The organism is Streptomyces sp. NPDC059037 (genome assembly GCF_042740015.1).
Classification (GTDB): domain Bacteria; phylum Actinomycetota; class Actinomycetes; order Streptomycetales; family Streptomycetaceae; genus Streptomyces.
Genome location: NZ_JBHYIG010000053.1, coordinates 14,352 through 38,857 on the forward strand (window position 1 = coordinate 14,352; position 24,506 = coordinate 38,857).

The 24,506-nt window shown below is 71.3% G+C and carries 17 protein-coding genes and 1 pseudogene; 5 read left to right on the forward strand and 13 right to left on the reverse strand.

Going from position 1 to position 24,506, the window contains the following annotated elements; all coding sequences use genetic code 11:
* Positions 1-120 precede the first annotated feature (120 nt).
* The 3 genes from ACFWY6_RS14065 to ACFWY6_RS14075 all read left to right on the forward strand — a co-directional run bounded on the left by ACFWY6_RS14065 (position 121) and on the right by ACFWY6_RS14075 (position 4,465).
* Entirely contained in the window at positions 121-639 is a 519-nt protein-coding gene (locus ACFWY6_RS14065; protein ID WP_384689129.1) for a hypothetical protein, read from the forward strand.
* Positions 636-3,761, forward strand: a complete 3,126-nt coding sequence (locus ACFWY6_RS14070; protein ID WP_384689131.1) for a tetratricopeptide repeat protein — start codon at positions 636-638, stop codon at positions 3,759-3,761. Before ACFWY6_RS14065 ends, ACFWY6_RS14070 begins: the two co-directional genes overlap by 4 nt.
* Positions 3,762-3,880: 119 nt before the next feature.
* A complete protein-coding gene (locus ACFWY6_RS14075; RefSeq protein ID WP_384689134.1) occupies positions 3,881-4,465 on the forward strand; it encodes a DUF6461 domain-containing protein in 585 nt (194 codons plus the stop codon).
* 49 nt (positions 4,466-4,514) lie between these two features.
* Here the strand turns inward: ACFWY6_RS14075 and ACFWY6_RS14080 are convergent, their stop codons facing one another.
* On the reverse strand, positions 4,515-5,918 hold the full coding sequence (locus ACFWY6_RS14080) for a hypothetical protein (protein WP_384689137.1): 1,404 nt from the start codon (positions 5,916-5,918) through the stop codon (positions 4,515-4,517).
* 35 nt (positions 5,919-5,953) lie between these two features.
* A complete protein-coding gene (locus ACFWY6_RS14085; protein WP_384689140.1) occupies positions 5,954-7,402 on the reverse strand; it encodes a PLP-dependent aminotransferase family protein in 1,449 nt (482 codons plus the stop codon).
* A gap of 89 nt (positions 7,403-7,491) precedes the next feature.
* Between ACFWY6_RS14085 and ACFWY6_RS14090 the strand changes: the two genes are divergently transcribed.
* Complete coding sequence (locus ACFWY6_RS14090; RefSeq protein ID WP_384689143.1) at positions 7,492-8,247, forward strand: metallophosphoesterase; 756 nt, start codon at positions 7,492-7,494, stop codon at positions 8,245-8,247.
* Between the two features lie 31 nt (positions 8,248-8,278).
* Here ACFWY6_RS14090 and xdhC read toward each other — a convergent pair whose 3' ends face one another.
* The 8 genes from xdhC to ACFWY6_RS14130 form a co-directional block, all read right to left on the reverse strand.
* Positions 8,279-9,085, reverse strand: a complete 807-nt coding sequence (xdhC, locus tag ACFWY6_RS14095; protein WP_384689146.1) for a xanthine dehydrogenase accessory protein XdhC — start codon at positions 9,083-9,085, stop codon at positions 8,279-8,281.
* Between the two features lies 1 nt (position 9,086).
* Positions 9,087-11,513: a xanthine dehydrogenase molybdopterin binding subunit gene (gene xdhB, locus ACFWY6_RS14100; RefSeq protein ID WP_384689149.1), complete on the reverse strand. Its 2,427-nt coding sequence runs from the start codon at positions 11,511-11,513 to the stop codon at positions 9,087-9,089.
* Positions 11,510-12,979: a xanthine dehydrogenase small subunit gene (locus tag ACFWY6_RS14105; protein ID WP_384689152.1), complete on the reverse strand. Its 1,470-nt coding sequence runs from the start codon at positions 12,977-12,979 to the stop codon at positions 11,510-11,512. Before ACFWY6_RS14105 ends, xdhB begins: the two co-directional genes overlap by 4 nt.
* A 376-nt stretch (positions 12,980-13,355) precedes the next feature.
* Positions 13,356-14,330 (reverse strand): ArsR/SmtB family transcription factor, encoded by a 975-nt coding sequence (locus tag ACFWY6_RS14110; protein WP_384689155.1) that lies wholly within the window; start codon positions 14,328-14,330, stop codon positions 13,356-13,358.
* Positions 14,331-14,352: 22 nt separating this feature from the next.
* The gene (locus ACFWY6_RS14115) at positions 14,353-14,997 is read right to left on the reverse strand and encodes a M15 family metallopeptidase (protein WP_384689158.1); all 645 of its coding nucleotides are present in this window, start codon (positions 14,995-14,997) and stop codon (positions 14,353-14,355) included.
* Positions 14,998-15,161: 164 nt separating this feature from the next.
* On the reverse strand, positions 15,162-15,863 hold the full coding sequence (locus ACFWY6_RS14120) for a CHAP domain-containing protein (protein WP_384689160.1): 702 nt from the start codon (positions 15,861-15,863) through the stop codon (positions 15,162-15,164).
* Between the two features lie 121 nt (positions 15,864-15,984).
* Complete coding sequence (locus ACFWY6_RS14125; protein ID WP_384689164.1) at positions 15,985-19,092, reverse strand: BTAD domain-containing putative transcriptional regulator; 3,108 nt, start codon at positions 19,090-19,092, stop codon at positions 15,985-15,987.
* A gap of 179 nt (positions 19,093-19,271) precedes the next feature.
* Complete coding sequence (locus tag ACFWY6_RS14130) at positions 19,272-20,408, reverse strand: PQQ-dependent sugar dehydrogenase (RefSeq protein WP_384689166.1); 1,137 nt, start codon at positions 20,406-20,408, stop codon at positions 19,272-19,274.
* 130 nt (positions 20,409-20,538) lie between these two features.
* Here ACFWY6_RS14130 and ACFWY6_RS14135 point away from each other — a divergent pair.
* Positions 20,539-20,682: pseudogene (locus ACFWY6_RS14135) on the forward strand (glycoside hydrolase family 5 protein); the annotation flags it as partial.
* Here ACFWY6_RS14135 and glgB read toward each other — a convergent pair.
* From glgB to ACFWY6_RS14150, 3 genes are all read right to left on the reverse strand, one after another.
* Entirely contained in the window at positions 20,678-22,921 is a 2,244-nt protein-coding gene (glgB, locus tag ACFWY6_RS14140; protein WP_384689169.1) for a 1,4-alpha-glucan branching enzyme, read from the reverse strand. The pseudogene ACFWY6_RS14135 and the gene glgB overlap by 5 nt on opposite strands.
* Before the next feature lie 4 nt (positions 22,922-22,925).
* Positions 22,926-24,266 (reverse strand): maltokinase, encoded by a 1,341-nt coding sequence (locus ACFWY6_RS14145; protein ID WP_384689171.1) that lies wholly within the window; start codon positions 24,264-24,266, stop codon positions 22,926-22,928.
* Positions 24,267-24,281: 15 nt separating this feature from the next.
* Positions 24,282-24,506 (reverse strand): alpha-glucosidase C-terminal domain-containing protein (locus tag ACFWY6_RS14150; protein WP_384689173.1); only part of this gene is annotated, 225 nt, incomplete at its 5' end.

Sequence of the window (24,506 nt, forward strand, 5' to 3'; positions counted from 1 at the left end):
ACAGGGGCCACCATGGAGCGAGTGATCGCTCACAGATGGTGAGAACCGCCAGCCCAACGCCCGTGTCCGGGCCCGATGTTCTACGGTCGTCCGTGCGGGGCGCGACGCACGGAGCGCGCGATGTCAACGGTGCCCGCAGAGGGAGGAATTGTGCTCGACGAACTCGTGATGGCCGGCGGTACGGCTGTGGTCGGAGCCATGGCCACCGACTCCTGGGTGCTCGCGCGCACCCGGGTGGCGGAGCTGTTCCGGCGTCGCGGCGGCGAGGATCGGCAGCAGGCGATCGAGGGCCAACTCGACAGCAACGCCCGCCTCGTGGCGGAGGCCGATGACAGCGACCAGGTGCGGCAGACGCTCCTTCCCCTGTGGCAGCTCGAGCTGCGCTCGCTGCTGCAGCGCGACCCGGCCGCGGCCGAGGAGCTGCGCGCCCTGATCGACGAGGTCCGGCCCGCCGCGCACGGCGAGCCGAAGTGGGTGCAGGACGTCGTCGTGCGGGACAACGCGAAGGCGTTCGTGGTGCAGGGCGGAAACATCGTCAACCACCACCACAGCGCCGAGTCGGCGCCGGGTCGTACCGCAGAACCGCCGCAGAGGGAGAGGGAGTTCGGGGGTGACGCCACCGGCGGGGCCGTTCGGTGACAGGGACCGACGAGGGCACCCGGCAGGGGCGCCGATTCGCCACGGGCGACGGTGGCGCACCGCCGCCCGGCCCCGCAGCGGAGCCAGCCGTCCACCAGTCGATCCGGGTGGAGAGCGGCTTCGGGTACGGCGTGGTGGGCGCCGACCTGCACGTCTTCCCGGATCGTGGGCCCGTCTACCTGCTCGGCGAGCACCAGAGTGCGGCCCCCGCGCCGGACGACACCTGGCTGCTCGACCAGCCCAGCCGGATGCTCAACGCCCGCTACCGGCTGGTCGACTTCACCGGCCGGGAGCGGGAACGCGCCGAGCTCGCCGCCTGGCGGGACACCTCCGGCCCGCGGCTCTCGGCGACCTGGCTGCACGGTCCCGGCGGGCACGGAAAGAGCCGCCTCGCCGACGAGTTCGCCGCCGAGAGCGCCGCCGCGGGCTGGAAGGTCGTCACGGCCACGCACGGCCCGGGCGCCATCCTGGACGCGGGCCGGGGGAACAGCGCGGACCTGCGGCCCGACGGGGCTCGCGGCCTGCTCCTCGTGGTCGACTACGCGGACCGCTGGCCCGTCTCACACCTCACCTGGCTGTTCAGCAACCGGCTGCTCACCGGCCCTCTGCCGACCCGGCTGCTGCTGCTCGCCCGCTCGGCCACCGCCTGGCCCGCCGTGCGCTCCGCCCTGGAAGACGTCATGGCCGGCACCCGGGACCAGGAGCTGAGCCCGCTGGGCGCCCCCGGTGGCGATCCGCGGGCCCGGTCGGCCATGTTCGCCGCGGCCCGGGACTGCTTCGCCGCCCGGTACGGCGTGCCCGACCCGGCCGTGATCGCACCACCGAAGGATCTGGAGCGCCCCGATTTCGGGCTCGTCCTCGCCGTGCACATGGCCGCCCTGGTGGCCGTCGACGCCCACGTACGCGGCGAACAGGCCCCGAACGACCTGGCCGGCCTCTCGGCATACCTCCTGAACCGGGAGCGACGGCACTGGAGCCGGCTGTGGGAGAACCGCCTGGAGGGACTGGACTTCGGCACCGCGCCGAGCGACATGAACCGCGTCGTGTTCACGGCCGCCCTCACCGGGGCCGTGTCACCGGGTGACGGCGGCGCCCTGCTCACGGGGATCGGCCTGGAGCGGCCGTCGAGGCTGCTCACCGACCACGGCACGTGCTACCCGCCTGCGGAGCCGGGCGCCGTACTCGAGCCGCTCTACCCGGACCGGCTCGCCGAGGACTTCCTCGCCCTCAGCCTCGACGGGCACCGCGTGACCGGCTACCCACCCGCCCCCTGGGCCGCACCGACAGCACGCGCGCTCAGCGCCCGCGGCCCGGACGGTGCGGTTCCGCCGTCGGTCACGCGCGGCCTGACGTTCCTGGCCGCCGCGGCGGCACCGGGTCGCTGGCCGCACATCGCCGGGCACCTGGAGCAGATCCTGCGGCAGGACCCGTCGGTGGCCGTCGCCGCGGGCAGCGCGGCCCTCACCGCGCTTGCCGAGACCGCCCTTCCCTCCTCCGTACTCGCCTCCGTGGAGGCCTGCTTCCCGGAGTTCGGGCAGCTCGACCTGGACGCGGGCATGGCGACGTTCACTGCCCGACTGGTCGCCGAACGCCTCCCCGACACCACCGACCACGCCGAGCGCGGCCGCCTGCACCAAGGCCTCGGCTTCCGGCTCGGCCGGGCGGGGCGTGCACAAGAGGCGCTGGCCGCGGACGAGGAGGCGGTGCGCTGCTTCCGGAAGGCGGCGACTGCCGGCGCGCACCCGGCCGGGTCGCGGTCTCCGTCCTCTTCCACAGCCGCATTCGCGTCCACATCGCCGTACGCATCCCCGGCCGCGACCCTGGCGACCGCGCTGCTGCACCTGACCCAGCACGCCTTCGACGCCGACGCCCCCGACCGCGCCCTGCACACGGCCGAGGAGGCGGCCGCGCTCTTCAAGGAACTGGCCGTGGCGGACCCGGCGGCCCACGAGCCCGGGCTTGCCCTGGCCCTCGCACAGGTGGGCCGAGGGCTGGCCGCGGCGGGATACCCGGACCGGGCCATGGCCCCCACGGAGCAAGCGGTCGGGATCTTCTGGCGTCTGACGGCGACCCAGCCGGGTCAGTACGAGACCGGCCTCGCGCTCGCCCTGAACAACCTCGGCGCCTTCTCCTGGCAGCTGCGCCGTCTCTCGGACGCCGTGGCCGCGCAGGCGCGGGCCATCGAGTTCGCCCGGCGCGGCCTGGCGGCAGGACCGCCCGCCGGGTCGCTGCTCGCCCGCGCGTTCGTGCTCGACGAGTCCGAGCTCGCGCAGTGCCTGGGCAACCTGTCCGTCCTGCTCTGGGCGTCGCGGCGCAGGGAGGAGGCAGTCACCGCGCTGCAGGAGGCGGTCGCGACCGCCCGCCGCCTTGCCGCGGTGGCGCCCGCCGCGCAGGAGCCCGTCCTGGCCGACCTCGCGTCGCGGCTCGTCACCTACCTGGGGCGGCTGCAACGGTGGCGGGAGGCCCTCGCCCTGGCCGACGAGGCGGCGGGGGTCACCGCACGACTCGCGGCGGCCGACCCGGTCCGGTACGAGAGCGGCCATGCGAAGGTCCTGCGCCAGTCGGCCCAGGCCCGGCTCGGCGCCGAGGGCAGCATCGCCGCCGCGCGCCGGGACGCCGACATGTCCGTGGCGATCTACCGGCGCCTGGCGGCCGACGACCTCGCGGAGTACGGCCGGGCCCTCGAAGAGGCCGTGGAGACCCAGGAGTTGGTGCGGTCCGCGGGCAGCGGCGGGCCCGTCGCGCCGACGGCACGCTGGACCTCGGAGGAGCACTGGGTGAACCTCCTGAACCAGGACGAGGTCTGGCAGGACGTCCAGGACCGCCGCCACCGACTGGACGAGATGCCCCCGTCCTACTGCGGCAATGTCCTGCGCTTCATCCGTAAACAGGCCGACCAGCTCGTCGAGTTGCTCGCCGACGGGCTCGACGTGACACCGGAGGCCCTCGGCCTGACCGACCGGGACGACGCGGCGTCCTGGCTGGACCGCCAGCCCTTGATCGTCGCCCTGACCCGGCGCGCCAGGGGCGAGTCGGCCCGGCCCGAATTCTGCCACTGCGGTTACCCAGTGGCCCCGGACTGGCACCACGACCACTGCTATCCGGGGATCATCGTGGACTGACCCGGACGGCCCCGAACGCTATGGGATCATGCGTGCGGCACACGACACGCCACTCAAGTCACTGGACCTGTTCGAAGGGAAGCTGGGTAAGCGATGAACTCCGCCGAGGAACTCGCCCGGTGACCAATCCGCTGGCCTGGATCGCCGAGACGCACATGGCGCACAGCCTGACCCTGGTCGAGGGCCTGACCGACCGCGATGTGCTCGTACGCATCGGTGGTGAGCCGGAGAGCATCCGGCAGCCGGACGACGCGGACGATGTCGAGGCGTTGCGCGACGAGGCGCTGGAGGACTACTGGGACTTCGGCGCGCTGCACGGCGGCGTCGCCGGGGGCTGGGCCTTCGCCTTCGAGCCGGCGAGCACCTGGGCCTTCGACGACGAGCGCCTCGCGGCCGCGTCGCGCGGCACCCGCCTGATCGGCTGCTACAACGGCGACTCGCTGGGCTTCGTCGAGCACTGGGTGGACGGAACGCTGATCACCAAGTTCGACACGCGGCAGCCCGAACTCCGGCACGAGCAGCGGGGCGATGACCCCGACCGGCTCGTACCGGAGATGGACCGGGCAGGCTTCTTCGACCCGGAGAACGGTCTTTCGCCGAACCTGCGCGCCCTGGCGCTGCTGCACGACTACACCGGGGTCGTCCTGGGCCCGCATCAGGTCACCTTCGGCCTGATGGCAAGGCTTCCGGCGTACGACGAGTGAGGCGGGGCGGGACGATTACCGCGATCGCCGCCCCGCCCCGCACCGCCGGTCAGCCGACGCTGAGCCAGAACTTCTCGCCGTCGATGACCCGTTGCTTCTGATAGAAGGCGCTCAAGGAGCCACCGACCGAGCCGTTCTGCTTGTTGGGCACGTGACCGATGGTGCACTCACTGCTCGGGGTCACGTTGTTGACGTAGTAGATGGTCCACTGGCCCTTGCGGCTGCCGCTGGTCTCCTTGTGGGGGCGGATCTCCGCGCAGTCCTTGCCGGCGAGCTTCCGCTGGCCGCCGCTCTGCCGCGTCTTGGCGAACGGGAACTCGTCGCAGCTGTCGTCGGGGACCTGCGGGTCGGCCTTGAAGGTGCCGTCGTGGCAGATCTTGTCGCGGTTGGCGTCCGACTTGTCCTCGTCGGCGAGGCGGGTCAGCGGCTTGCCCCTGCCCTGCCAGCCCCAGTGCCCCTTGAGATTCCGCATGGACCAGGCGACATTGGCCTGTCCGGCGTTCCGCAGCGGCAGCTTCATCGTCGGCACCGCCTGGGGGAACACACAGCCGACGTTCTTGCCGCCCGGGTACCGCTTGTCACCGAAGGTCCGGTCGCACCGGAGCTTCATGGGCGGCGCGAACCAGGCCGGGGAGATGAGGACTTGACCCGCGCCGAGGATGGTCACGGTGTTCTTCGCGCGGAAGCTCTGGACCGGGACGGCCCCCTTCCACACATGGCTGGTGGCGCCGTCGAGGACCCGGCCCTTGCTGATCGGCACCGACCCCGACCACGCGGTGTCGGCCGCGCACGCGCCGCCCGAGCAGGCGGTCTTCCACGACGCCCGCAGCCCCTTGGCGGAGCCCGATGCGCCGTCCAGCCGCAGCGTGTTCTCGGTGTGCCACAGCCCCTCCTTGATGGAGGTCTTGCCGTTGTGCTCCTTGGGGTCGAGCTGGATCTCCTGCGTCGCCGTGAACACGGCCCTGCCGGTCGTCCGCTTCGTCTTGAGGTCGATCACGGTGTACGTGAGCGACACCCGGCCGCAGGCGTCCGTGCGCGTGTAGAACCAGCGGCCCGGCTGGGCCCGGCACTGCCGGCCCGCCAGCGACGTGATCTCGGAGGCCTTCTTCACCTCGGGCTCGGGCAGCTTCGCGCTGTCCCAGCAGCCGATGCTGTCGAGCCCCTTCTTCAGGAACCCTTCGAGCGCCGCCTTGACCTGCTTGCAGCCCTGCTCGAACTCGAACTTGACCGCGCCGCCCTCCTGGGCCTTCGGCGCCGCGCCCGCGGCCTGGACGACCTGCCCGCTGTCGGCCTGCGCCCCGGCATCCTGCGCGCCCTTGTCGTCCTTCCCGCCGTCCTCGGACCCGCAGGCCACGGCACCGGCCAGTACGGCGACGGACAGCGCCGCCGCCAGCACCGGCCGTACGGCCTTTCCGACCAACGTCCGCGAGGACTTCCTTACAGCCGATCGCACGGCTCCCCCTCATCATGATCATGCCAACAACGCGATCATGATGCCACGTCCTCTGTCACACCCGGGCTCGACCCCGCGCTGCCTCGACCATCGGAGTCCAGGGCGGCGAACAAGGCGCCGAGGGCGGCCGGGTAGGCACGTTCGGAAGGGGCGGCGAAGCCGATCAGCAGGCCCTGCGGACGGTCGGCGGGGTCGTGGTGGAGTTCGGTGAGGCCACGCAGGGCAAGGCCGTGATGGGCACACCTGGCCAGGAGTTGGTCTTCGGTGGGGCCGTCGGAGGGGAGGGTGACAAGGGTGTGCAGTCCGGCGGGTACCCCGTGGGCGGTAAGGCCGGGGCGGGCGGCCACCCGGTCGAGGAGGAGTTCGCGGCGTCTGCGGTAGCGCAGGCGGGCGGCGCGGACGTGGCGGTCGTAGGCGTGCGTGGTGATCAGGTCGGCGAGGACGAGTTGCCCCAGGGTCTCGGTGTACAGGTCGGCTTGCTGTTTGGCCCGCATCACCGGTTGCACCAGGTGGTGCGGTAGGACCATCCAGGCCAGACGGAGAGCGGGGCCGAGCGTCTTGGACGCCGTACCGCAGTAGACGACTTGATCGGGTGCGATGCCCTGGAGGGCGCCGACGGGCTTGCGGTCGTAGCGGTACTCGCCGTCGTAGTCGTCCTCGACGATCAGGCCTCCTGTGGAGCGTGCCCAGGCGCACAGTGTCCGGCGGCGGCTCGGATCCAGCGGAACGCCGGTCGGGTACTGGTGCGAGGGGGTGAGGAACACCGCTCCTGTGCCCGGCGTCAATGCATCGACGCAGGCGCCGTGGTCATCGACGGGCAGGGCGAGGGTGGTGAGCCCGGCGCGCCGGACGACTTCGCGGAAGAGGTTGTGGCCCGGGTCCTCCACGGCCGCGGTGCGGGTGCCGCTTGCGGACAGTACGCCGCTGAGCAGGCCCAGGCCCTGGTAGTAGCCGGAGGTGACCACGATCCGGTCCGGGGTTGTGATCACGCCGCGAGTGCGGCCCAGGTAGTCGGCGAGGGCGTTGCGCAGTTCGATACGGCCCTGTGGGTCTCCGGCGCCGAAGACCTCGGGGCGCGCGGGGTTGAGCACGCGGCGGGTGGCGGCGAGCCAGGCCCGGGCGGGGAAGGCGCTGACGTCGGGGAGCCCGGGGCGAAGGTCGTGGCGGGGAGTGGCCGGCGCGGGTGCGGGGCACGACGCGGGGACCTGGGCGCGTCGCGGCGCCTCGGCCACTCTGGTGCCCGCCCCTGGACGCGTGGCGAGGTGGCCCTCCTCGACCAGCTGGGCGTAGGCGGCGCTGACAGTGCCCCGCGAGAGTCCGAGTTCCTGGGCAAGCCCGCGGGTGGACGGCAGGAGCGTCCCGGCAGGCAGGCGTCCCTGGCGAATCGCCGCCCGGAGCGCGGACTCCAGGCCGGAGCGCCGCCCGCCTGCGGTGTCGAAGGAGATGAGCAGGTCGAGCCGGGAACTGGACCAGGAATTCGGCATGGAACTGGATCTTAATCCTGGTCCGGTGACCCTCTACGTTCGAGGTCGAAAGCCTGAACGAAGCACACCGCGACGAAAGGACCCCAGCGGTGATCGTGATCGCTCACCTCAGCGACACCCACATCGACGGCGGGCACCGCAGCTCCGAGCGCACCCGGGCCGTCATGGAGTACCTCGAAAGCCTCCCCTACGACCTGGACGCGGTCCTGGTCACCGGAGACATCGCGGACCACGCCCTGCCCGCCGAGTACGAGCAGGCCCGCTCACTGCTGACCTCCCGGCACCCGGTCGTGATCTGCCCCGGCAACCACGACGAACGTGCGGCGTTCCGGCAGTTCCTGCTGGGTCAGCCGCCGTCGGCGGCACCGGTCAACCAGGTGCACCGCACCGCCGACTTCGTCATCGCGCTGTGCGACTCCTCGGTGCCGGGCAAGGACGAGGGCTTCCTCGAGGACGAGACCCTGGCGTGGCTGGAAGACGTCCTGGGGAAGACCCCGGCGGAGGTACCCGTACTGGTCGGTTTCCACCACCCGCCGGCCTTGCTGCACGTCCCCTTCATCGACGGCATCCGCCAGTTCGGCGCAGAGCGACTCGCCGCGCTGACGGGCCGCCACCCCAACCTCGCTGCCTTCCTGTGCGGGCACGCCCACACACCGGCGGCGACCACCTTCGCCGGACGCCCACTGATGGTGGCGCCGGGAGTGGTCTCCACGCTCCGGCTCCCCTGGGAACACCACGCCCACCCCGAGGACTACGTCCACCTCGACCAACCACCCGCGCTCGCCTTCCACGTACTGGACGACGAGGGACGGCTGACCACCCATTATCGGTGCGTCACCAACTGATCATGTGGCTAGGACTCCATTTCGCATATGGCTAGGACTCCCTTTCGAAGGTGCGCAGCAGATCGGCAGCAACGCTCACCGCGATCGTCGCGGGTTCCTTGCCGGTGATGTCCGCGAGGCCGATCGGGGTCTTGATCCGGTCGATGGTGGTCTCGTCGTGCCCGCCCTCGGTGGCCAGGCGTTTGCGGAACCGCACCCACTTGGCCGCCGAGCCGATCAGCCCGATGGAGCCGAGATGGGTCGTGCGCAGGGCGGCGTCGCACAGCGCGGCGTCCTCGGCGTGGTCATGGGTCATGATCAGGACGTGGGTGCCGCGCGGCAGTTCCTCCAGCACCTCCTCGGGCAGCAACGGCGTGTGATGTACGTGCACTTGACCCACCGCGTCCGCCAGCACGGCGAGCCGCCCCTCGGTGAGGATGTCCGCGCGGGAGTCGATCAGATGGAGGTCGAGGTCCTGACGTGCCAGGATGCGCGCCAGTTCAAGCCCGACGTGTCCGACGCCGAAGATCGCCACCGCCCGTACCACGGCGAGGGGTTCGAGCAGTACCGTGACCGTGCCGCCGCAGCACTGCACGCCATGCTGGTTGGTCACCTTGTCGTTCAGGGCGAAGTCGATCAGCTCCGGCTCCGGCTTGGACGCGGCGATCATCTCCCGGGCCCGGTCGATCGCGACGGCCTCGACATTGCCGCCGCCGATCGAGCCCCATGTCTCGCTCTCCCCCACGACGAGTTTCGCTCCGGCGTCGCGCGGGGCGTGGCCGCGCACGGTCGCGACGGTCACAAGGACGCCGGACTGCCGGCGTGCCCGCAACCGTGCGACCGCGGCGACCCACGTCATGTCAGGCACCGCTCGGCGTTGTGGCTGCGGTGCGGCTCTTGCCGTTGGCGGCGAATTCGTTGGCGGCAAGTCCGTTGGCGGCGTGGCCGTTTCGGGAGGCATCGCCCTGGCGGGCTCCCTGGATCGCCCAGTACACCGCCTCCGGCGTCGCGGGCGAGGCCAGCTCGACGCCGACGCCGCCCGGCCCGAACGCGGCGGCGGCCTGCCGCAGGGCCTCTCGTACGCAGAAGGCCAGCATCAGCGGAGGCTCGCCGACCGCCTTGGACCCGTACACGGCGCCCTCTTCGGTGGCGTTCTCCATGAGCGTGACGTTGAACTCCTCGGGCATCTCCGAGAAGCTCGGCAGCTTGTAGGTGCTCGCGGCCTGGGTAAGCAGCCGGCCGCGGCTTGGCCCGTCCGTGGCGTCCCAGCGCATGTCCTCAAGGGTGAGCCAGCCCGCGCCCTGCACGAAGCCGCCCTCGACCTGACCGATGTCGATCATCGGGGACAGGCTGTCGCCGACATCGTGCACGATGTCCACCCGTCGGATGCGGTACGCACCGGTGAAGCCGTCCACCTCCACCTCGGCCGCGGCGGCGCCGATGGCGAAGTACTTGAACGGCGCCCCCTGGAACGTCTTCGCGTCCCAGTGCAGGCCCTCGGTCCGGTAGAAGCCCGCCGCCGACAGCTGTACCCGCTGGAAGTACGCGGTGCGCACCAGGTCGTCCCAGGCCAGCTCCTTGTCGCTGCCGATGGTGCGCGCGACGCCCTCGACGATGCGCACATCCGAGGCGCTCGAACCCAGCTGGGTGGCGGCCACCTGCAGCAGCCGCTCGCGCAACTGCTCGCAGGCGTTCTTGACCGCCGCACCGTTGAGATCGGTACCGGAACTCGCCGCGGTGGCAGAGGTGTTGGGGACCTTGTCGGTGCGCGTCGGGGCCAGCCGCACCTTGTGCAGCGGGATCCCCAGCGTGGTCGCGGCCACCTGCAGCATCTTGGTGTGCAGGCCCTGGCCCATCTCGGTGCCGCCGTGGTTGATCAGGACCGAGCCGTCCTTGTAGATCAGGACCAGCGCACCGCCCTGGTTGAAGGCGGTGAGGTTGAACGAGATGCCGAACTTCACGCCGGTGATCGCCAGTGCCCGCTTGGTGTTCGGGTGCGCGGCGTTGAAGGCGGCGATCTCGCGCCTGCGATCGGCGATGGCGCCGTTGTCCTTGACCTGCTGCCAGACGGCCGCGATGCGTTCGGGCTGAGTGACCTGCTGTCCGTACGGCGTCGACTGGCCCTGCCGGTAGAAGTTGCGCTCCCGCAGCTCCATCGGGTCCAGGCCGAGCAGCGGCGCGCACCGGCCCATGATGTCCTCGATCACCAGCATGCCCTGCGGTCCGCCGAAGCCGCGGAACGCGGTGTTGGAGGCCTTGTTGGTCTTGGCGATGCGACCGGCGACGCGTGCGTTGGGGATCCAGTACGTGTTGTCGATGTGGCACAGCGCACGGGCCACCACCGGCTCGGAGAGGTCCAGGCTCCAGCCGCCGTCCGCGGTCAGGGTGGCGTCCAGGGCCTGGATGCGTCCTTCGGCGTCGAAGCCGATCTTCCACGTGGCGTTGAACCCGTGCCGCTTGCCGGACATGGTCAGGTCCTGCGTCCGGTTGAGCCGCAGCCGGACCGGGCGGCCGGTCAGCTTGGCGCCGAGCGCGGCGATGGCCGCGAAACCGTGCGGCTGCATCTCCTTGCCGCCGAAGCCGCCGCCCATCCGCAGACACTGCACGGTCACCTCGTGACTGTGCAGACCGAGGACGTGCGCGACGATCTCCTGGGTCTCCGAAGGGTGCTGGGTGCTGCTCTGGACGAACACCTGCTCGGCCTCGTCGATGTGGGCGAGCGCCGCGTGCGTCTCCAGGTAGAAGTGCTCCTGGTCGGAGAACTGGAACTCGCCGGTGAACACGTGCGCGGAGTCGGCGAAGCCGGCCTCGACGTCGCCGGTCAGCATCACGGGCCGCGCGCCGTGAAAACTGTCGGCCGCGATCGCGTCCTGCAGCGTGATCAGGGACGGCTGTTCGTCGAGTTCCACCTCGACGGCCGCCGCGCCGAGCCGGGCCGCCTCCAGGGTCTCGGCGAGCACCCAGGCGACCGCGTGGCCGTAGAACATGACTTCGTCGGGGAAGAGCGGTTCGTCGTGCTTCATTCCGGCGTCGTTGACGCCGGGCACGTCGGCAGCGGTCAGCACGCGGACCACGCCGGGCACGGCGAGCGCGGGCCCGGTGCGCAGCGCGGTGATCCTGCCGTGGGCCTTCATGGCCTGGACCGGGTGGGCGTGCAGCACGTCCTTGGTGCGATGGACCAGGTCGTCGGTGTAGAGCGCGGTGCCGGTGACGTGCTGGGCCGCGCTCTCGTGCGGCATGGAGACGCCGACGACGGGCTTTTCGGGGCGCTCGGACAGATGGCTCATGACGACACACCCTCGGTGTTCTGTGCGTACAGCTTCAGCAGGCTCTGGCCGAGCATCGCGGAGCGGTAGGCGGCGCTTGCGCGGTGATCGGCCATGGGCGTGCCCTGGGACCGCAGCACCTGGGCCGCTGCCTCGACCGTCTCCGCCGCCCACGGCTTGCCCTCCAGGGCCGCCTCGACGGCACGGGCGCGGATCGGGGTGGCGGCCACACCGCCGAGGCCGATACGTGCCTTGCGTACGATCCCGTCCTCGATGTCGAGCGCGAAAGCGACCGCCACGCTGGAGATGTCGTCGAAGCGCCGCTTGGCGATCTTGTGGAAGGCCACGACCGGCGAAAGCGGCAGCGGGACGCGCACCGCGCGGATCATCTCGCCGGGACGGCGCACGCTCTGCCGGTAGCCGGTGAAGTAGTCGGACAGCGGGACCTCGCGTTCACCGTCGGCGTCGGCGAGCACCACCGACGCCTCAAGGGCGAGCAGTACCGGCGGGCTGTCGCCGATCGGGGAGCCGGTACCCAGGTTCCCGCCGAGGGTCGCGCTGTTGCGGATGAGCCGGGATGCGAACTGCGGGAACAGCTCTGCCAACAGGGGGATCCGGCCGTCGAGTCGGCGTTCGATCTCGGTGAGCGTCTGCGCCGCCCCGATCTCGATGTGGCCGGATTCGACGCGCAGCTCCCGCAGTTCGGGCAGCCGGTCGACGGCGACCACGCAATCCGCCCGGCGGGAGCGGATGTTGACCTCCACGCCCCAGTCGGTGGAGCCGGCGACCACCACCGCGTCGGGCCGCTCGCGCAGCAGCCGCAGCACTTCGGGCAGGGTGCCCGGCCGCAGGAACGCCCTGTCGTCCTGGGTGTATTCGGTGGCGACCGGTGCGGGCGGTGACTGCTCGCGACGCCGGGCCAACTGGTCCTCGTCGGTGGGCGTACCGACGGCGAAAGCGGCGTCGCGAATCGGGCGATAGCCGGTGCAGCGGCACAGGTTTCCGCTCAGCGCGTGCAGATCGAAGCCGTTGGGACCGTGCTCGGCGTCGACGTCGGCGCCACCGGCCGGGTCCGCGTGCGCGCAGCGGTCGGGGCGGTAGTACTCGGCGGCCATGCTGCAGATGAATCCCGGTGTGCAGTAGCCGCATTGGGAACCGCCACGGGCCGCCATCTCCTCCTGCACCGGGTGCAGCGCGGGCGGTGTGCCGGGTTCGCCGGCGGTGGCGAGGCCTTCGGAGGTGATGATCTCCTGGCCGTCGAGAGCCGCGGCCGGGACCAGGCAGGCGTTGACCGCCACCCAGTCGGTGGGCTCGGTCACGCCGGGACGGGCCACCAGGATCGAGCAGGCGCCGCATTCACCCTCGGCACAGCCTTCCTTGGTGCCGGTGAGCCCACGCTCGCGCAGAAAATCCAGCGCTGTGGTATGGGGCGCGGCCGGTGAAATCGGGGCTTCTGTCCCATTGACGGTGATACGCGCCGCTACCATGACGGGCCTTCGATTCGGTGCGCGATCGGTCGATTCATCATGTTCGCCAATTTTCAGGCAGCTTTCTGTGTGCAGATCTCTGCGTTCTGAGGCGCCACGCGCGAGAAGCGGGCGCAAAACGGCACACAACAGATGCGTGCCAAGAAGTGGTGACGGGAAACCCGGAATGCGCCGCAGACGGGCACATCAGAACGGCGTATTCAGCAGCCGTGCGCGATCCGGCCCGGAACCCAGACCGTGCACTGGGCGAGGCGACCGAGATCAGAGCTGGTGTTCATCCGCTGGTCGCCCCCTTTCGGCAGTCTTTCGGCAGTTCAGGTCGATGGCCACCGCAACTTAGTAGCTGGGCCCCCAGGGGTCAAGAGGCCCCCTGTCATCACACATGCCGGTGGAGCAGGCTTGCACCGAGCGGGGTGACCTCGTGGAGCACGCTGTTGCCGTCGCGGGAGCTGACGATCAGCCCGGCGCGACGCAGCACGGTGAGGTGCTCGCTGGCCGATGACAGCCGCAGGCCCGCGCGGCGGGCGAGCTGGCTCGTGTTGCTCTGCCGGCAGGCGTCGGCCGCCGCGAGGACCGCGGCACGGCTGCACCCCACGAGGTCGGCGAGGGTGCCGCTCGCGTCGTCCGCCGCCCGGGAGTCCCACGGTTCATGGCCGAGGGGGTACAGCAGGACCGGCACCCCCTCCCCCTGCCGCACCAGCGTCACCGGGTGGCAACGGCAGAAGTAGGAGGGCACGAGGAGCAGGCCGCGCCCGTCCAGGTGCAGGTCGCGGTCCACCGGATAGTCGATGTCGAGGGCAGGCGCGCACCACCGTGCGGACGGGGACAGGCCGCGCAGCAGCGCCTCCACCCCGCCGGTGGCGAGGAGCCGTCCTGCCCGTGCTCGTTCGCGTGCGGTGTGCGTCAGGATGCCGCTGAGGAACGGTGTGATCGCGATCCGCTGGTAGTCCTGGAAGGCCCGGCCGAGGTGGTCGAGCGCCGGGGCGAGGCCTCGATGCAGGTCGCGTGCCCACGGCGACAACGGCCCTCCGGTGGCGAGGAGTTCGAGGTCGTCGCGCACCTCGTTCCTGGGGGTGAGCAGGACGGGCTCCATCGCCTCGGTGAGGCACAGGGTGGCGGTGTGCGGGGTCAGGAAATCCGGGAAGTAGCCCTGTTTCGGGATCAGTTCGGCCAGCGCCCGGGCCCGCGGCGGCAGGTCCGGCCGCACCCGCCCGCGCCACCACATGCCGAGGAGTCCGGCGCAGCCGTCCCGGAGCCAGTGGGTGCTCAGTACGGTTTCCCACATCAGAGCCGGTGCGCTCGCCACCCGTGTCCGGGCGAGGTCCGGTCCGGTGAAATGAATGCGCAGCATGTGTCCCCCGATCACAGCTGTGTCACATGGGCCCGTACCGTGCGGCAGGGGCTCCCGTCAGCAGCGCCCAGTAGCGGTCGCCGTAGGACCAATGCCACCATTCCGTCGGGTAGTTGATCAGTCCCGCGGTGGTGAGCGCCGCACACAGGGCGAGCCGGTTGCGGCGTACTCGGCCGGAGATGTTCGGGGCGTCGGTGTAGCAGGCTCCGTCACTCGCCTCCGGGCTGGCGTCGACCGGTGTGCCGAGGTCGAGTTCTTCGCCGTCCGTGGTGCACAGGGTGAGGTCGACGGCGGCACCGGCGACGTGCGGCCCTATCTCGGGCGGCGCCAGCGAACGGCTGGTCTGGGTGCGCAGGTGGTCGTCCGGCCAGTCCGGGTTGGCGCGGCGCAACTCGGCCGCGTACTCGTCGAAGTAGCGGGTCTGCAGGGCGAGGGGCCGGTACCCCTCGGTGACCAGGAGCCGCAGCCCGTCGGGCAGCAGGCGTGCCGCCCTTTCGAGGCGCAGGGCGACCCCCTCGCGGACCATGGCATACGCCCCGTCCGGATCCGCCTGCCGTGAGTCCACTTCGAGAAGGGACAACTCCCGTAGGTCGACGAGGAGTTCGCCACACTCGACGACGGAGATGTGGGCCACTTCGGGTGCGTTCATGAGGATGATCGGGGCCATGGCACGTCCTTCGTCGTCATACGCGTCGTACGTCGTCCTGCGTCGTCCCGCGTGCGGGAAGTGCCGGTGGCGGCGCACGCGCCCGGCCCCGGAGAGGGGCCGGTGCGGCACTCTCTCCGGGGCGCCCCCGTCGGGCGGTGGTCCCCGTCGGCAGATGGTGGGCGCTATCGCCTTTCAGGCGAGACGTAGCCCACGACGTCGCCGCCCTCGGTGTTGTACCGGGTGCGCTTGAAGACGCCTTCCTTGCCGCTGCCGCTCGACGTCTTCGTGGTGTTGCCCTCGATGGTCGTCAGCTTCTTCCCGCTCGAGCTGTACTGGATGACGACACCGACGTGGTCGACGTCCCAGCCGTTGGTGCCGAGGCTCGGCCTGCCGCCGTCCCAGTCGTAGAGCACCGCGTCACCGGGCTTGGGGACGTAGGAGCCGCGCTTGTGCCACTTGCCGGTGCCGGCCTTGGCGGCCCGGTAGAAGGAGCCCGCCCACGGGTCGGTGTGCTTGGTCTTGGCGCCGGAGTTCTTCCAGACGTAGCGGACGAAGTCGGCGCACCAGTTGTTGGAGCGCCACTTCACGCCGCCGGTCGATGTGCTGCAGATGTTGTCGCCGCTGGGCTTCCAGTACCCGCTGTAGAAGTTGCAGTTGTTCCCCTTCTCGCGGTTGTGCCGCGGGTTGTCCTTCTCGATGGTGGCCGTCTTGACGATGTTCATGCGCAGAGGGCTCGGCGCGGCCGACGCGGTCGCGGTCAGCGACCCCGCGGCGACGACGCCGGCGACTGCGGTGGCCAGAAGCACGACCGCCGGGCGGCGGTAGGCGGGCGCCCTGGTGCTGTCCGTCGTGGTGTCCGTGGTGCTGTTCGTCGAGCTGGACATCAGTGGTCCTTCCCCGTTGATTCCCCGTTGTGCCGGAGGCTGTTTCCCTCCGACATCACCAAGGTTCGCCGGGGCTTCTGCAGCTTGCCTGTAAGCCCTCAGCAACACGGCTCACAGCGGCTTACAGTTCGTCGCGCTCCCGCGTGCCGAACTCCGTGAACACGGACTTCGCCTCCGTACGCAGTGCCGCCGCACGCCGCCCGTCGCCCAACGCCTCGCGGGCCGCGGCGAGATCGCGCAGCGTGCGGGCCCGAGGCAGCCGCAACTCCAGTGCGTCCCACAGGCGCACGGCGGCGGCGAGCCGCTTCTCCGCCTCCTGGTGCCGCCCGTCGGCCAGGGCGCACTCGCCGAGCGTGCGCAGGGTCAGCGCCTCGCCGAAACGGTCCCGGTAGGCCCGGCAGACGTCGAGCGCACCGAGCAGCTCCGCCTCCGCCTCGCGCGTACGCCCCAGCCTCAACCGGGCCTTGGCGCGGGCCCGTTCGGCGTACGCCGCCATCAGTGGATCACCGAGACCCGCGAGGATCTCCAGGGCGCGCCCCGCGTACTCCTCGGCCTCCTCGTACGCCCCGAGCGACCGGTGCACAAGGCTCAGCGTGCGCAGCGTGAGTGCCTCGCCCCGCCGGCTGCCCAGGCTCCGGTAGGCACCCAGCGACACGTCCAGGAGCGCCGACGCCTCGTCCTGGTCGCCGAGTTCCATGCGTACGGAGCCACGCAGCCGGCAGGCGAGACCGATGCCCGCGTCATCGCCCAGGCGCTGGAAGACGTCGACGGCGCGGCCCAGCGCCTCGTCGGCGGCCGCCAGCCTGCCCAGCTCACGCAGGTTCCCGCCGAGACCCGCGAGGGCGGCGGCCTGGCCGTGCAGATCGCCTATGGCGGCGCACAGGGGCTCGGCCTGCCGGAAGTAGTCCTGGGCCTCGGCGTACCGGTCCTGTTCGAACCGCAGTTGCCCCAGGCCGATGAGCAGCAGCGCCTCGCCGGCCCGGTCCTCGGCGCGCCGGGCGGCGGCGAGCGCGGCGTCATGGCTGCGCCACCAGGCGTCGAAGCGGTTGCCGACGGCGAACGACGACGAGCACAGCACCGTCGCGGCGGCACAGGCGAGGGTGTGCAGGCCGAAGGCCGCCGCGCGCTCGACGGCCGTGGCGAGCGCGTCGGCCTCGGCCTCGAACCAGGCGAACGGATCGGCGAGCGCCCGCCGGGTGGTCGCCGCCCCGACCTCGGCCGCCGGTCCGCGGCCTTGCGTGCCGGTGCCGTCCCACTCCGCCTTGGCCCCGCCGGCGGACCGATTGACGCTCGCCGAGCCTCCGAGATAGGGCCGCAGTACGACCACCCCCGAAGGCGCCTCCTCCGCGACCCGCTCCACCAGGCGCAGCCCGGCGGCCAGCGCACGCCCCACCGCCGCCGTGCGCACCTCGGCGGAATCCTCGGCCTCGGCGCGCTCCGCGGCGTACACCCGCACCAGATCGTGGGCCCGATAGCGCGACTGGCCCGCGGAGTCGGTCCCCGTCCAGTCCAGCAACTGCGCGTCGACGAGCCGCTCAAGGACCTCCTCCACTTCTTCCTCGGCCCCGTCGACGAGCAGCGCCACCATCCAGGGGGCCGTGTCGCAGGGGCCGAGAACGGCAAGGCGGCGCAGCACCGTGCGGGCGTCGTGATCGAGCGACTCGTAGCTGAGACCGAGGCTGGCCCGCACCTCCAGGTCGCCCACGGCCAGCTCGTCGAGGCGCCGCCGCTCGTCCTCCAGGCGGTCGGCGAGAACGCGGGGGGTCCAGTGCCTGCGGGTGGTCAGCCGGGCCCCGGCGATCCGCAGGGCCAGCGGCAGACCGCCGCACAGGGTGACGATGCGGCGGGCCGCGGCGTCCTCGGCGGGATCGTCCGTCGCGCCCTGCGGGCCGGTGACCCGGGCCAGCAGCTCCAGGCTGCGCACCTCGTCCAGGACGGCGAGATCGGTACGCCGGGCCCCGTCGAGGCCGCCGAGCCGGGCCCGCGAGGTGACGAGCACGCCACAGCCCGCGCTGCCCGGCAGCAGGGGCCGCACCTGAGCCTCCCTGCCCGCGTCGTCGAGGACCAGCAGGAGGCGGCGCCCCGCGACGAGGCTGCGGAAGAGGTCGGCGCGCTCATCGGCATGCTCGGGCGGCGCGGCACCCAGCGCGCGCAGCAGCCGCCCGAGGACGTCGCCGGGCGGCAAGGGGCCGCCGGTGCCCTGCAGTTCGGCGTACAGCTGCCCGTCGGGGAAGGCCTCCATGGCCAGATGGGCGGCCTTCACCGCGAGGGCGGACTTGCCGACGCCGGCCGGCCCCGACACCACCACGACGGAGGTCGCGTCCCGGGGTGCGGTGAGCCCGTCGACGACCTCGGCGATTTCCGCCTTCCGCCCGGTGAAGTCCCTGATGGCGGGAGGCAGCAGGCACACGGGCCGGGGCGTGGCGGGCAGCTGCGGAGCCGAGACGTCGCCGGTCTCCGCACCGCCGTCCTCGGCGGGCAGCAGCACAGGGTCGGCCCGCAGAATCGATCCATGCCGCCGACTGAGCTCGGGACCGGGATCGATGCCGAGTTCCTCGGCGAGCACGGCGCGTCCGTCCTCGTACGCCGCGAGGGCGTCGGCCTGCCGCCCGACCCGGTAGAGGGCGAGCATGAGCTGCCCGCGCAGCCGCTCGTTGGTGGGGTGGGCGCCGACGAGTCCCTTGAGCTCGGTGATCAACTCGCTCTCCCGGCCGCCGCATTCGAGCTCGGCGGCGATGCGCTCCTCCAGTACGGCCTGCCGGGCCTCGTCGAGCCGTACCGCTTCGCTCCGCAGCACCTCGCCGACCCCGCCGAGCGCGGAACCCCGCCACAGCGTGAGGGCGTCACGCAACAACCGGGCGGCAGCGGGGTGGTCCCCCTGCGCGGCGGCCCGCCGACCGGCGGCGGCCAGCCCCTCGAACCGCCCGAGGTCCACGGCATCGACATCGGGCCGGATCACATACCCCGGCGCCCGCGTCTCGATCGCCCCACGCCGCGCCTCCGGCAGCGCCCGCCGCAGCGCCGAGACATACGTCTGGATCAGCGCCCTCGCCGTCTCCGGCGGCTCCTCGCCCCATACGACGTCCACCAGCGCATCGGCAGGCACGACATGGCCGGCGCGCAGCAGCAGCGCGGCCAGCAGGGCGCGGGGCTTGGGCCCGCCCACCCGCAGGGGTCGGCCTTCCCACAGCGCTTCGACCGGCCCGAGCAGGCGGAATTCCAATGCCATGTTCTGTCCCCCGAGGCGTCACCGACACTGACTCACGCCTCATGGTCCCCTAACTTCCCTGACAGGGCGAAGAGTTGAGGGGCGCGGCACGCCATGGCGTCCGGTTTTGGGCCATCGGTTCGGCGAGGTCGGCGGCATCCAGGCGCAACCCGGCCGGGTCGCCGCCGGGCAGTCGTTCGCTACGCCGGGTCGATGCGGGAGACGCTGCCGCCGATGTCGAGCACGTACAGCTCGCCCTTGCCGCCCTGCACGAACGAGACCACCTCGCCGCCATTGACTCCGAGGTCGTGCACGCCGGTCACCTCGCCGTTCTCGATCTGCAGAGAGCGGACGGTGCCGTCGCAGTAGTCGCTGAACACGTACTGGCCCTTGAGGGCCGGGATCGCCTTGCCCCGGTAGACGAATCCGCCGGTCACCGAGCAGCCGAGGCCGGTGCGGTCGTACTCGTGGACCGGCGGCACATGGTTCGCGGGCTCGGTGCCGTCCCGGAAGGGATGGTTGCCCTCCATCTGGGACCAGCCGTAGTTCTCGCCGCCCTTGCTGTCCGCCGGGGCCCAGTCGATCTCCTCCCAGGCGCTCTGGCCGACGTCGCCGATCAGCAGGTCGCCCGTGCCCGCGTCGAAGGAGAACCGCCACGGGTTGCGCAGCCCGTAGGCCCAGATCTCGTCCTTCGCCTTCGGGTCCTCCACGAAGGGGTTGTCGGACGGGATCGCGTACGGCTTGCCGCCCCTCGGATCGATCCGCAGGAGCTTGCCGAGCAAGGTGTCGAGGTTCTGCCCGTTGCCGTGCGGGTCGCCGCCCGAGCCGCCGTCGCCGAACGCGATGTAGAGGTAGCCGTCGGGACCGAACTTGATGTCGCCGCCGTTGTGGTTCGCGTAGGGCTGTGTCTGCGTGAGGACCGTGCGCCGGGTGCCGGGCCGGATCTTGCCGTGCCGCACGGCGAACTCGTCCACGGTGCTTGTGCCTTCGAGGTTCGTGTACGAGATGTAGAAGTGCGCGAACTTCTTGTCGAACGCGATGCCCAGCAGGCCGCGTTCGCCGTCGGTGGTGGTCTCACCGGAGATGTCGAGGACGGGCTCACCGAGACCCTGACCGGTCAAGACCCTTACAGTGCCCGCGCGTTCGGCTATCCAGACCGTGCCACCGGGGCCGGCGGCACCGGCGGACGGGTTCTTGGCCGTGGCCACATTCTTGAGCGCGACCTTCGCCGCCTGCCGCGGGGCGGCGGGCTCGTCGGCGGACGCCGCCGTCAGGGCGAGGGACGCGACGAGGCAGATGGTGGCGATGATCGCCGAGCTTCTGGTGCGAACGTTCACCGTGATCCTCCTGGAGGCGGCAACCACGGATGAGGATACTGGGACGGGCACGGCTGGTATAGACCAAGAACCCATCCGGCTGCCGGTTCAGCGCCGGCGCGGGAGAGGAGAACGACGCCTTCCGGGCCCCGAGTTCGGCACCCAGAAGGCGTCGGGCGACGGCGGCGACGACTTCGCGATGTCGCAGAAGTACGTCGACCTGATGGAGCAGAAGAACATCTCCTGGACGAACTGGAACTACTCCGACGACTCGCGTTCGGGAGCGGTCTTCAAGGGTTGACCGACCACGCGGTGAGCCACACGGTCGCCAGCGGCGGAAGGGTCACGCGCAGACTGGCCGGGCGGCCGTGGGCCGGCTCGGGGGTGGACTTCAGCGGGTCCGGATTGCGGATGTCGCCTCCTCCGTAGCGAGCCAGATCGGTGTTGAGGGTCTCGCGCCAGACGGTGTCCGCGTCCGGGACACCGAGCGGGTAGTCGTGGCGGACCACCGGTGAGAAGTTGCACACGGCAAGCAGCGGAGTGCCGTCCGCGGCGAAGCGCAGGAACGCCAGCACGTTGTCCTCCGCCGAGTCCGCCGCGACCCAGGAGAATCCGGCGGGCTCGGTGTCCCGCTCCCACAGCGCGGGGGCGGACCGGTACTCATGGTTGAGGTCCCGCACCAGTCGCAGTACGCCCCTGTGGTCCGGCTCCGCCGGGTAGTCCGGGTCCAGGAGCGCCCAGTCAAGGCCGTTCTCCTCCGACCACTCGGCACCCTGAGCGAACTCCTGCCCCATGAAGAGGAGTTGCTTGCCGGGGTGGGCCCACATGAAGCCCAGGTAGGCCCGGTGGTTGGCGCGCTGCTGCCACCAGTCGCCCGGCATCTTGGAGACCAACGCCTGCTTGCCGTGGACCACTTCGTCGTGCGAGAGGGGCAGGAGGTAGTTCTCGCTGTACGCGTACACCATCGAGAACGTCATCTCGTTGTGGTGGTACACCCGGTGCACGGGGTCGCGCTTGATGTACTCCAGGGAATCGTGCGACCAGCCCATGTTCCACTTCATGCCGAAGCCGAGGCCGCCCAGACCGCCGGGACCCGTGTCATGGGTGGCCCGCGTCACGCCGTCCCAGGCCGTCGACTCCTCGGCGATGGTGACCACTCCGGGGCAGCGCCGGTAGACCGTCGCGTTCATCTCCTGGAGGAACGCCACCGCGTCCAGGTTCTCCCGGCCGCCCGACTCGTTGGGTGCCCACTGCCCGTACTCGCGTGAATAGTCGAGGTAGAGCATCGAGGCGACCGCGTCGACGCGCAGGCCGTCGATGTGGAACTCCTCGCACCAGTAAGTGGCGTTGGCGACAAGGAAGTTGCGGACCTCCTTGCGGCCGTAGTCGAAGGTCAGGGTGCCCCAGTCGGGGTGCTCGGCACGTCGGGGATCCTCCGGCTCGTACAGGTGCTCTCCGTCGAAGGCCGCCAACGCCCAGTCGTCCTTGGGGAAGTGGGCGGGGACCCAGTCGAGGATCACTCCGATGCCCGCCCGGTGCAGCGTGTCGACGAGGTACTTGAAGTCGTCGGGCGTGCCGAGGCGGGCCGTCGGCGCGTAGAAGCCGGTGACCTGATAGCCCCAGGATCCGCTGAAGGGATACTCGGCGACGGGCATCAGCTCCACGTGGGTGAAGCCCGCAGCCGTGACGTATTCCGTGAGCTGTTCGGCGAGTTGGCGGTAGGAGAGGCCGGGCCGCCAGGACGCCAGATGGACCTCGTAGACCGAGAAGGGCGCCCGATGGACGGGGCGGTCCGCGCGGTGCGCCATCCATGCGGCGTCCGCCCACACGTGGGACGACTCCGTCACGACGGAGGCGGTCGCCGGCGGCACCTCCGTGCGGCGGGCCATCGGATCCGCGCGCACGGTGTGGGTGCCATCGGGGCGGGTGATGTCGAACTTGTAGAGGGCCCCCTCGCCGATACCGGGGACGAACAGCTCCCATACGCCGGTCGAGCCCAGCGAGCGCATGGGGTACGCGGCCCCGTCCCAGCTGCAGAAGTCACCGCAGAGCCTGACCCCCCTCGCGTGCGGCGCCCACACCGTGAACCGGGTGCCCGGCACGCCCTGGTGGGTCATCGGGTGCGCTCCCAGCGCCTTCCACAGATCTTCGTGCCGGCCCTCGCCGATCAGGTGCAGATCGAGTTCACCCAGTGCGGGAAGGAAACGGTAGGGGTCCTCGTATGTGCTGTCCCGGCCGTCGTACGTCACGCGCAGCCGGTACTCGGGCATCGCGTCGTACGGCAGCACAGCGGAGAAGAAGCCGTCACCCGAGTCCTTCAGCTTCACGCACCGACCGTCGGTGAGGAGCGTCACCGCCTGGGCGTAGGGGCGCAGGACCACGAAGGCCGTGCCTCCGGGCACCGGATGCGCGCCGAGCACGGCGTGCGGGTCGTGATGAGTCCCCGCCAGAAGGCGCCCTCTGTCCTGTGCGCCGAGCGGGGCTTCGGGAAGGCGGTCGCGGACATCGGCGACGGTCCGGGGAAGGGTGCCCATGGTCTCAACTCCCTTCCGCGAGGCGGGCGATCGCCGCCATGGGGACGGGCAGCCAGTCGGGACGGTGCCGGGCCTCGTACAGCACTTCGTAGACCGCTCGGTCCGTCTCGTACGCGCGCAGGAGCTCGGCCTCCGCACGCGGATCCCACGGCGACTCCGCCGCGTACCCCGCGCAGTAGGCCTCCCTGCATCGCTTCACCCACTGGGCGCCCGAGGGGCGCCGGGTGTAGGCCGCATAGTCGAAGGAGCGGAGCATGCCCGCCACGTCGCGTACGGGTGCCTGCGCGTGCCGGCGCTCGGCGAGCGGTCGGGCCGGTTCGCCCTCGAAGTCGATGACGAACCAGCGCTTTCCGGCCCGGAGCACCTGGCCGAGGTGCAGGTCGCCGTGGATCCGCTGGGCCGGGCGGCTCAGCCCGCGTGCCGCGAGCGCGCCGTATGCGGCCTTCAGGCGAGACACGTGCGGAACGAGGTCAGCCACCTGACGGGCGGCGGTCTCCAGACGGTCCGTCATCGCCGCGGCCAACCGCCGGCCGCCGTGCGGGTCCAGGGGCTCCGTCTCGAACGACCGGGTCAGCGCCAGGTGCACTTCGGCGGTGGCACGGCCCAGTTCGTACGACTCGTCGCTGAAGTCCTCGCCCGCGGCGAGGGATTGGAGCGCCAGCGTCCAGCCGTCCGTCGCCTCGCGCAGGAAGGGCTGGAGCACTCCGAGCGTCATCTTGCACGGCTCGGTGGTCCAGAACCAGGCCACGGCCGCGGGCACCCGGGCACAGCCGCCACGGGCCAGCGCCCGCGGCACTTCGAGGTCCGGGTTGATGCCGTACTGGACGCGGCGGAACAGCTTCAGGATGAAGGAATCCCCGTACACCAAAGAGGTGTTGGACTGCTCGCCGTCGAGCAGCCGGGGCTTGAGTCCGTCCGGAACCACCACTTGCGTGTCCCGTTCGAAGCGCAGGGGACCCGTGGCGCCGGGCACCCGCAGGCGTTCCAGGAGCAGCGTCGCCGACCACGGGTCCAGGAGGGCGTCGTACACGGTGAGTCCGGCGAGCGGGCCCGCGTCCGGTCGGCCGATGAACGCGCCCTTGAGCCGGAGCGGCAGGTGCTCGCGGACGCCGAGGATCAATTGGTAGCAGTCATCGGGCTGCCCGGCATGGCGCGTACGGATCAGCAGGTGCAGGCACCCCGGGTGCAGTTCTGTCGTCGACAGCACGGCCAGATCCGTCACGGGCCTGCCCTTGCCCGCGAACCACCTCTGCTTCGGCAGCCACTCGCGAAGCAGCCCGGCCAGCGAGGTCAGCAGCTGGGGAGGGCCGAGGCTGCCGGGCGACTGCGATGCCGTCTTCAGCATGAGACACACGTCCCTTCAAAGGTGCACGGGGGGTGCGGCCGGTGGTCGTGGATGGTCGGTCAGCCGGAACCAGTAGAAGCCGTGGCCTGCCAGTGTCAGCAGGTAGGGCAGCTCGCCGATGGCCGGGAAGCGCACCCCGCCGATCAGCTCGACCGGGTGGCGGCCGTTGAAGGACTGCAGATCCAGCTCGGTGGGCTGGGCGAAGCGGGAGAAGTTGTGCACGCACAGCACCAGGTCGTC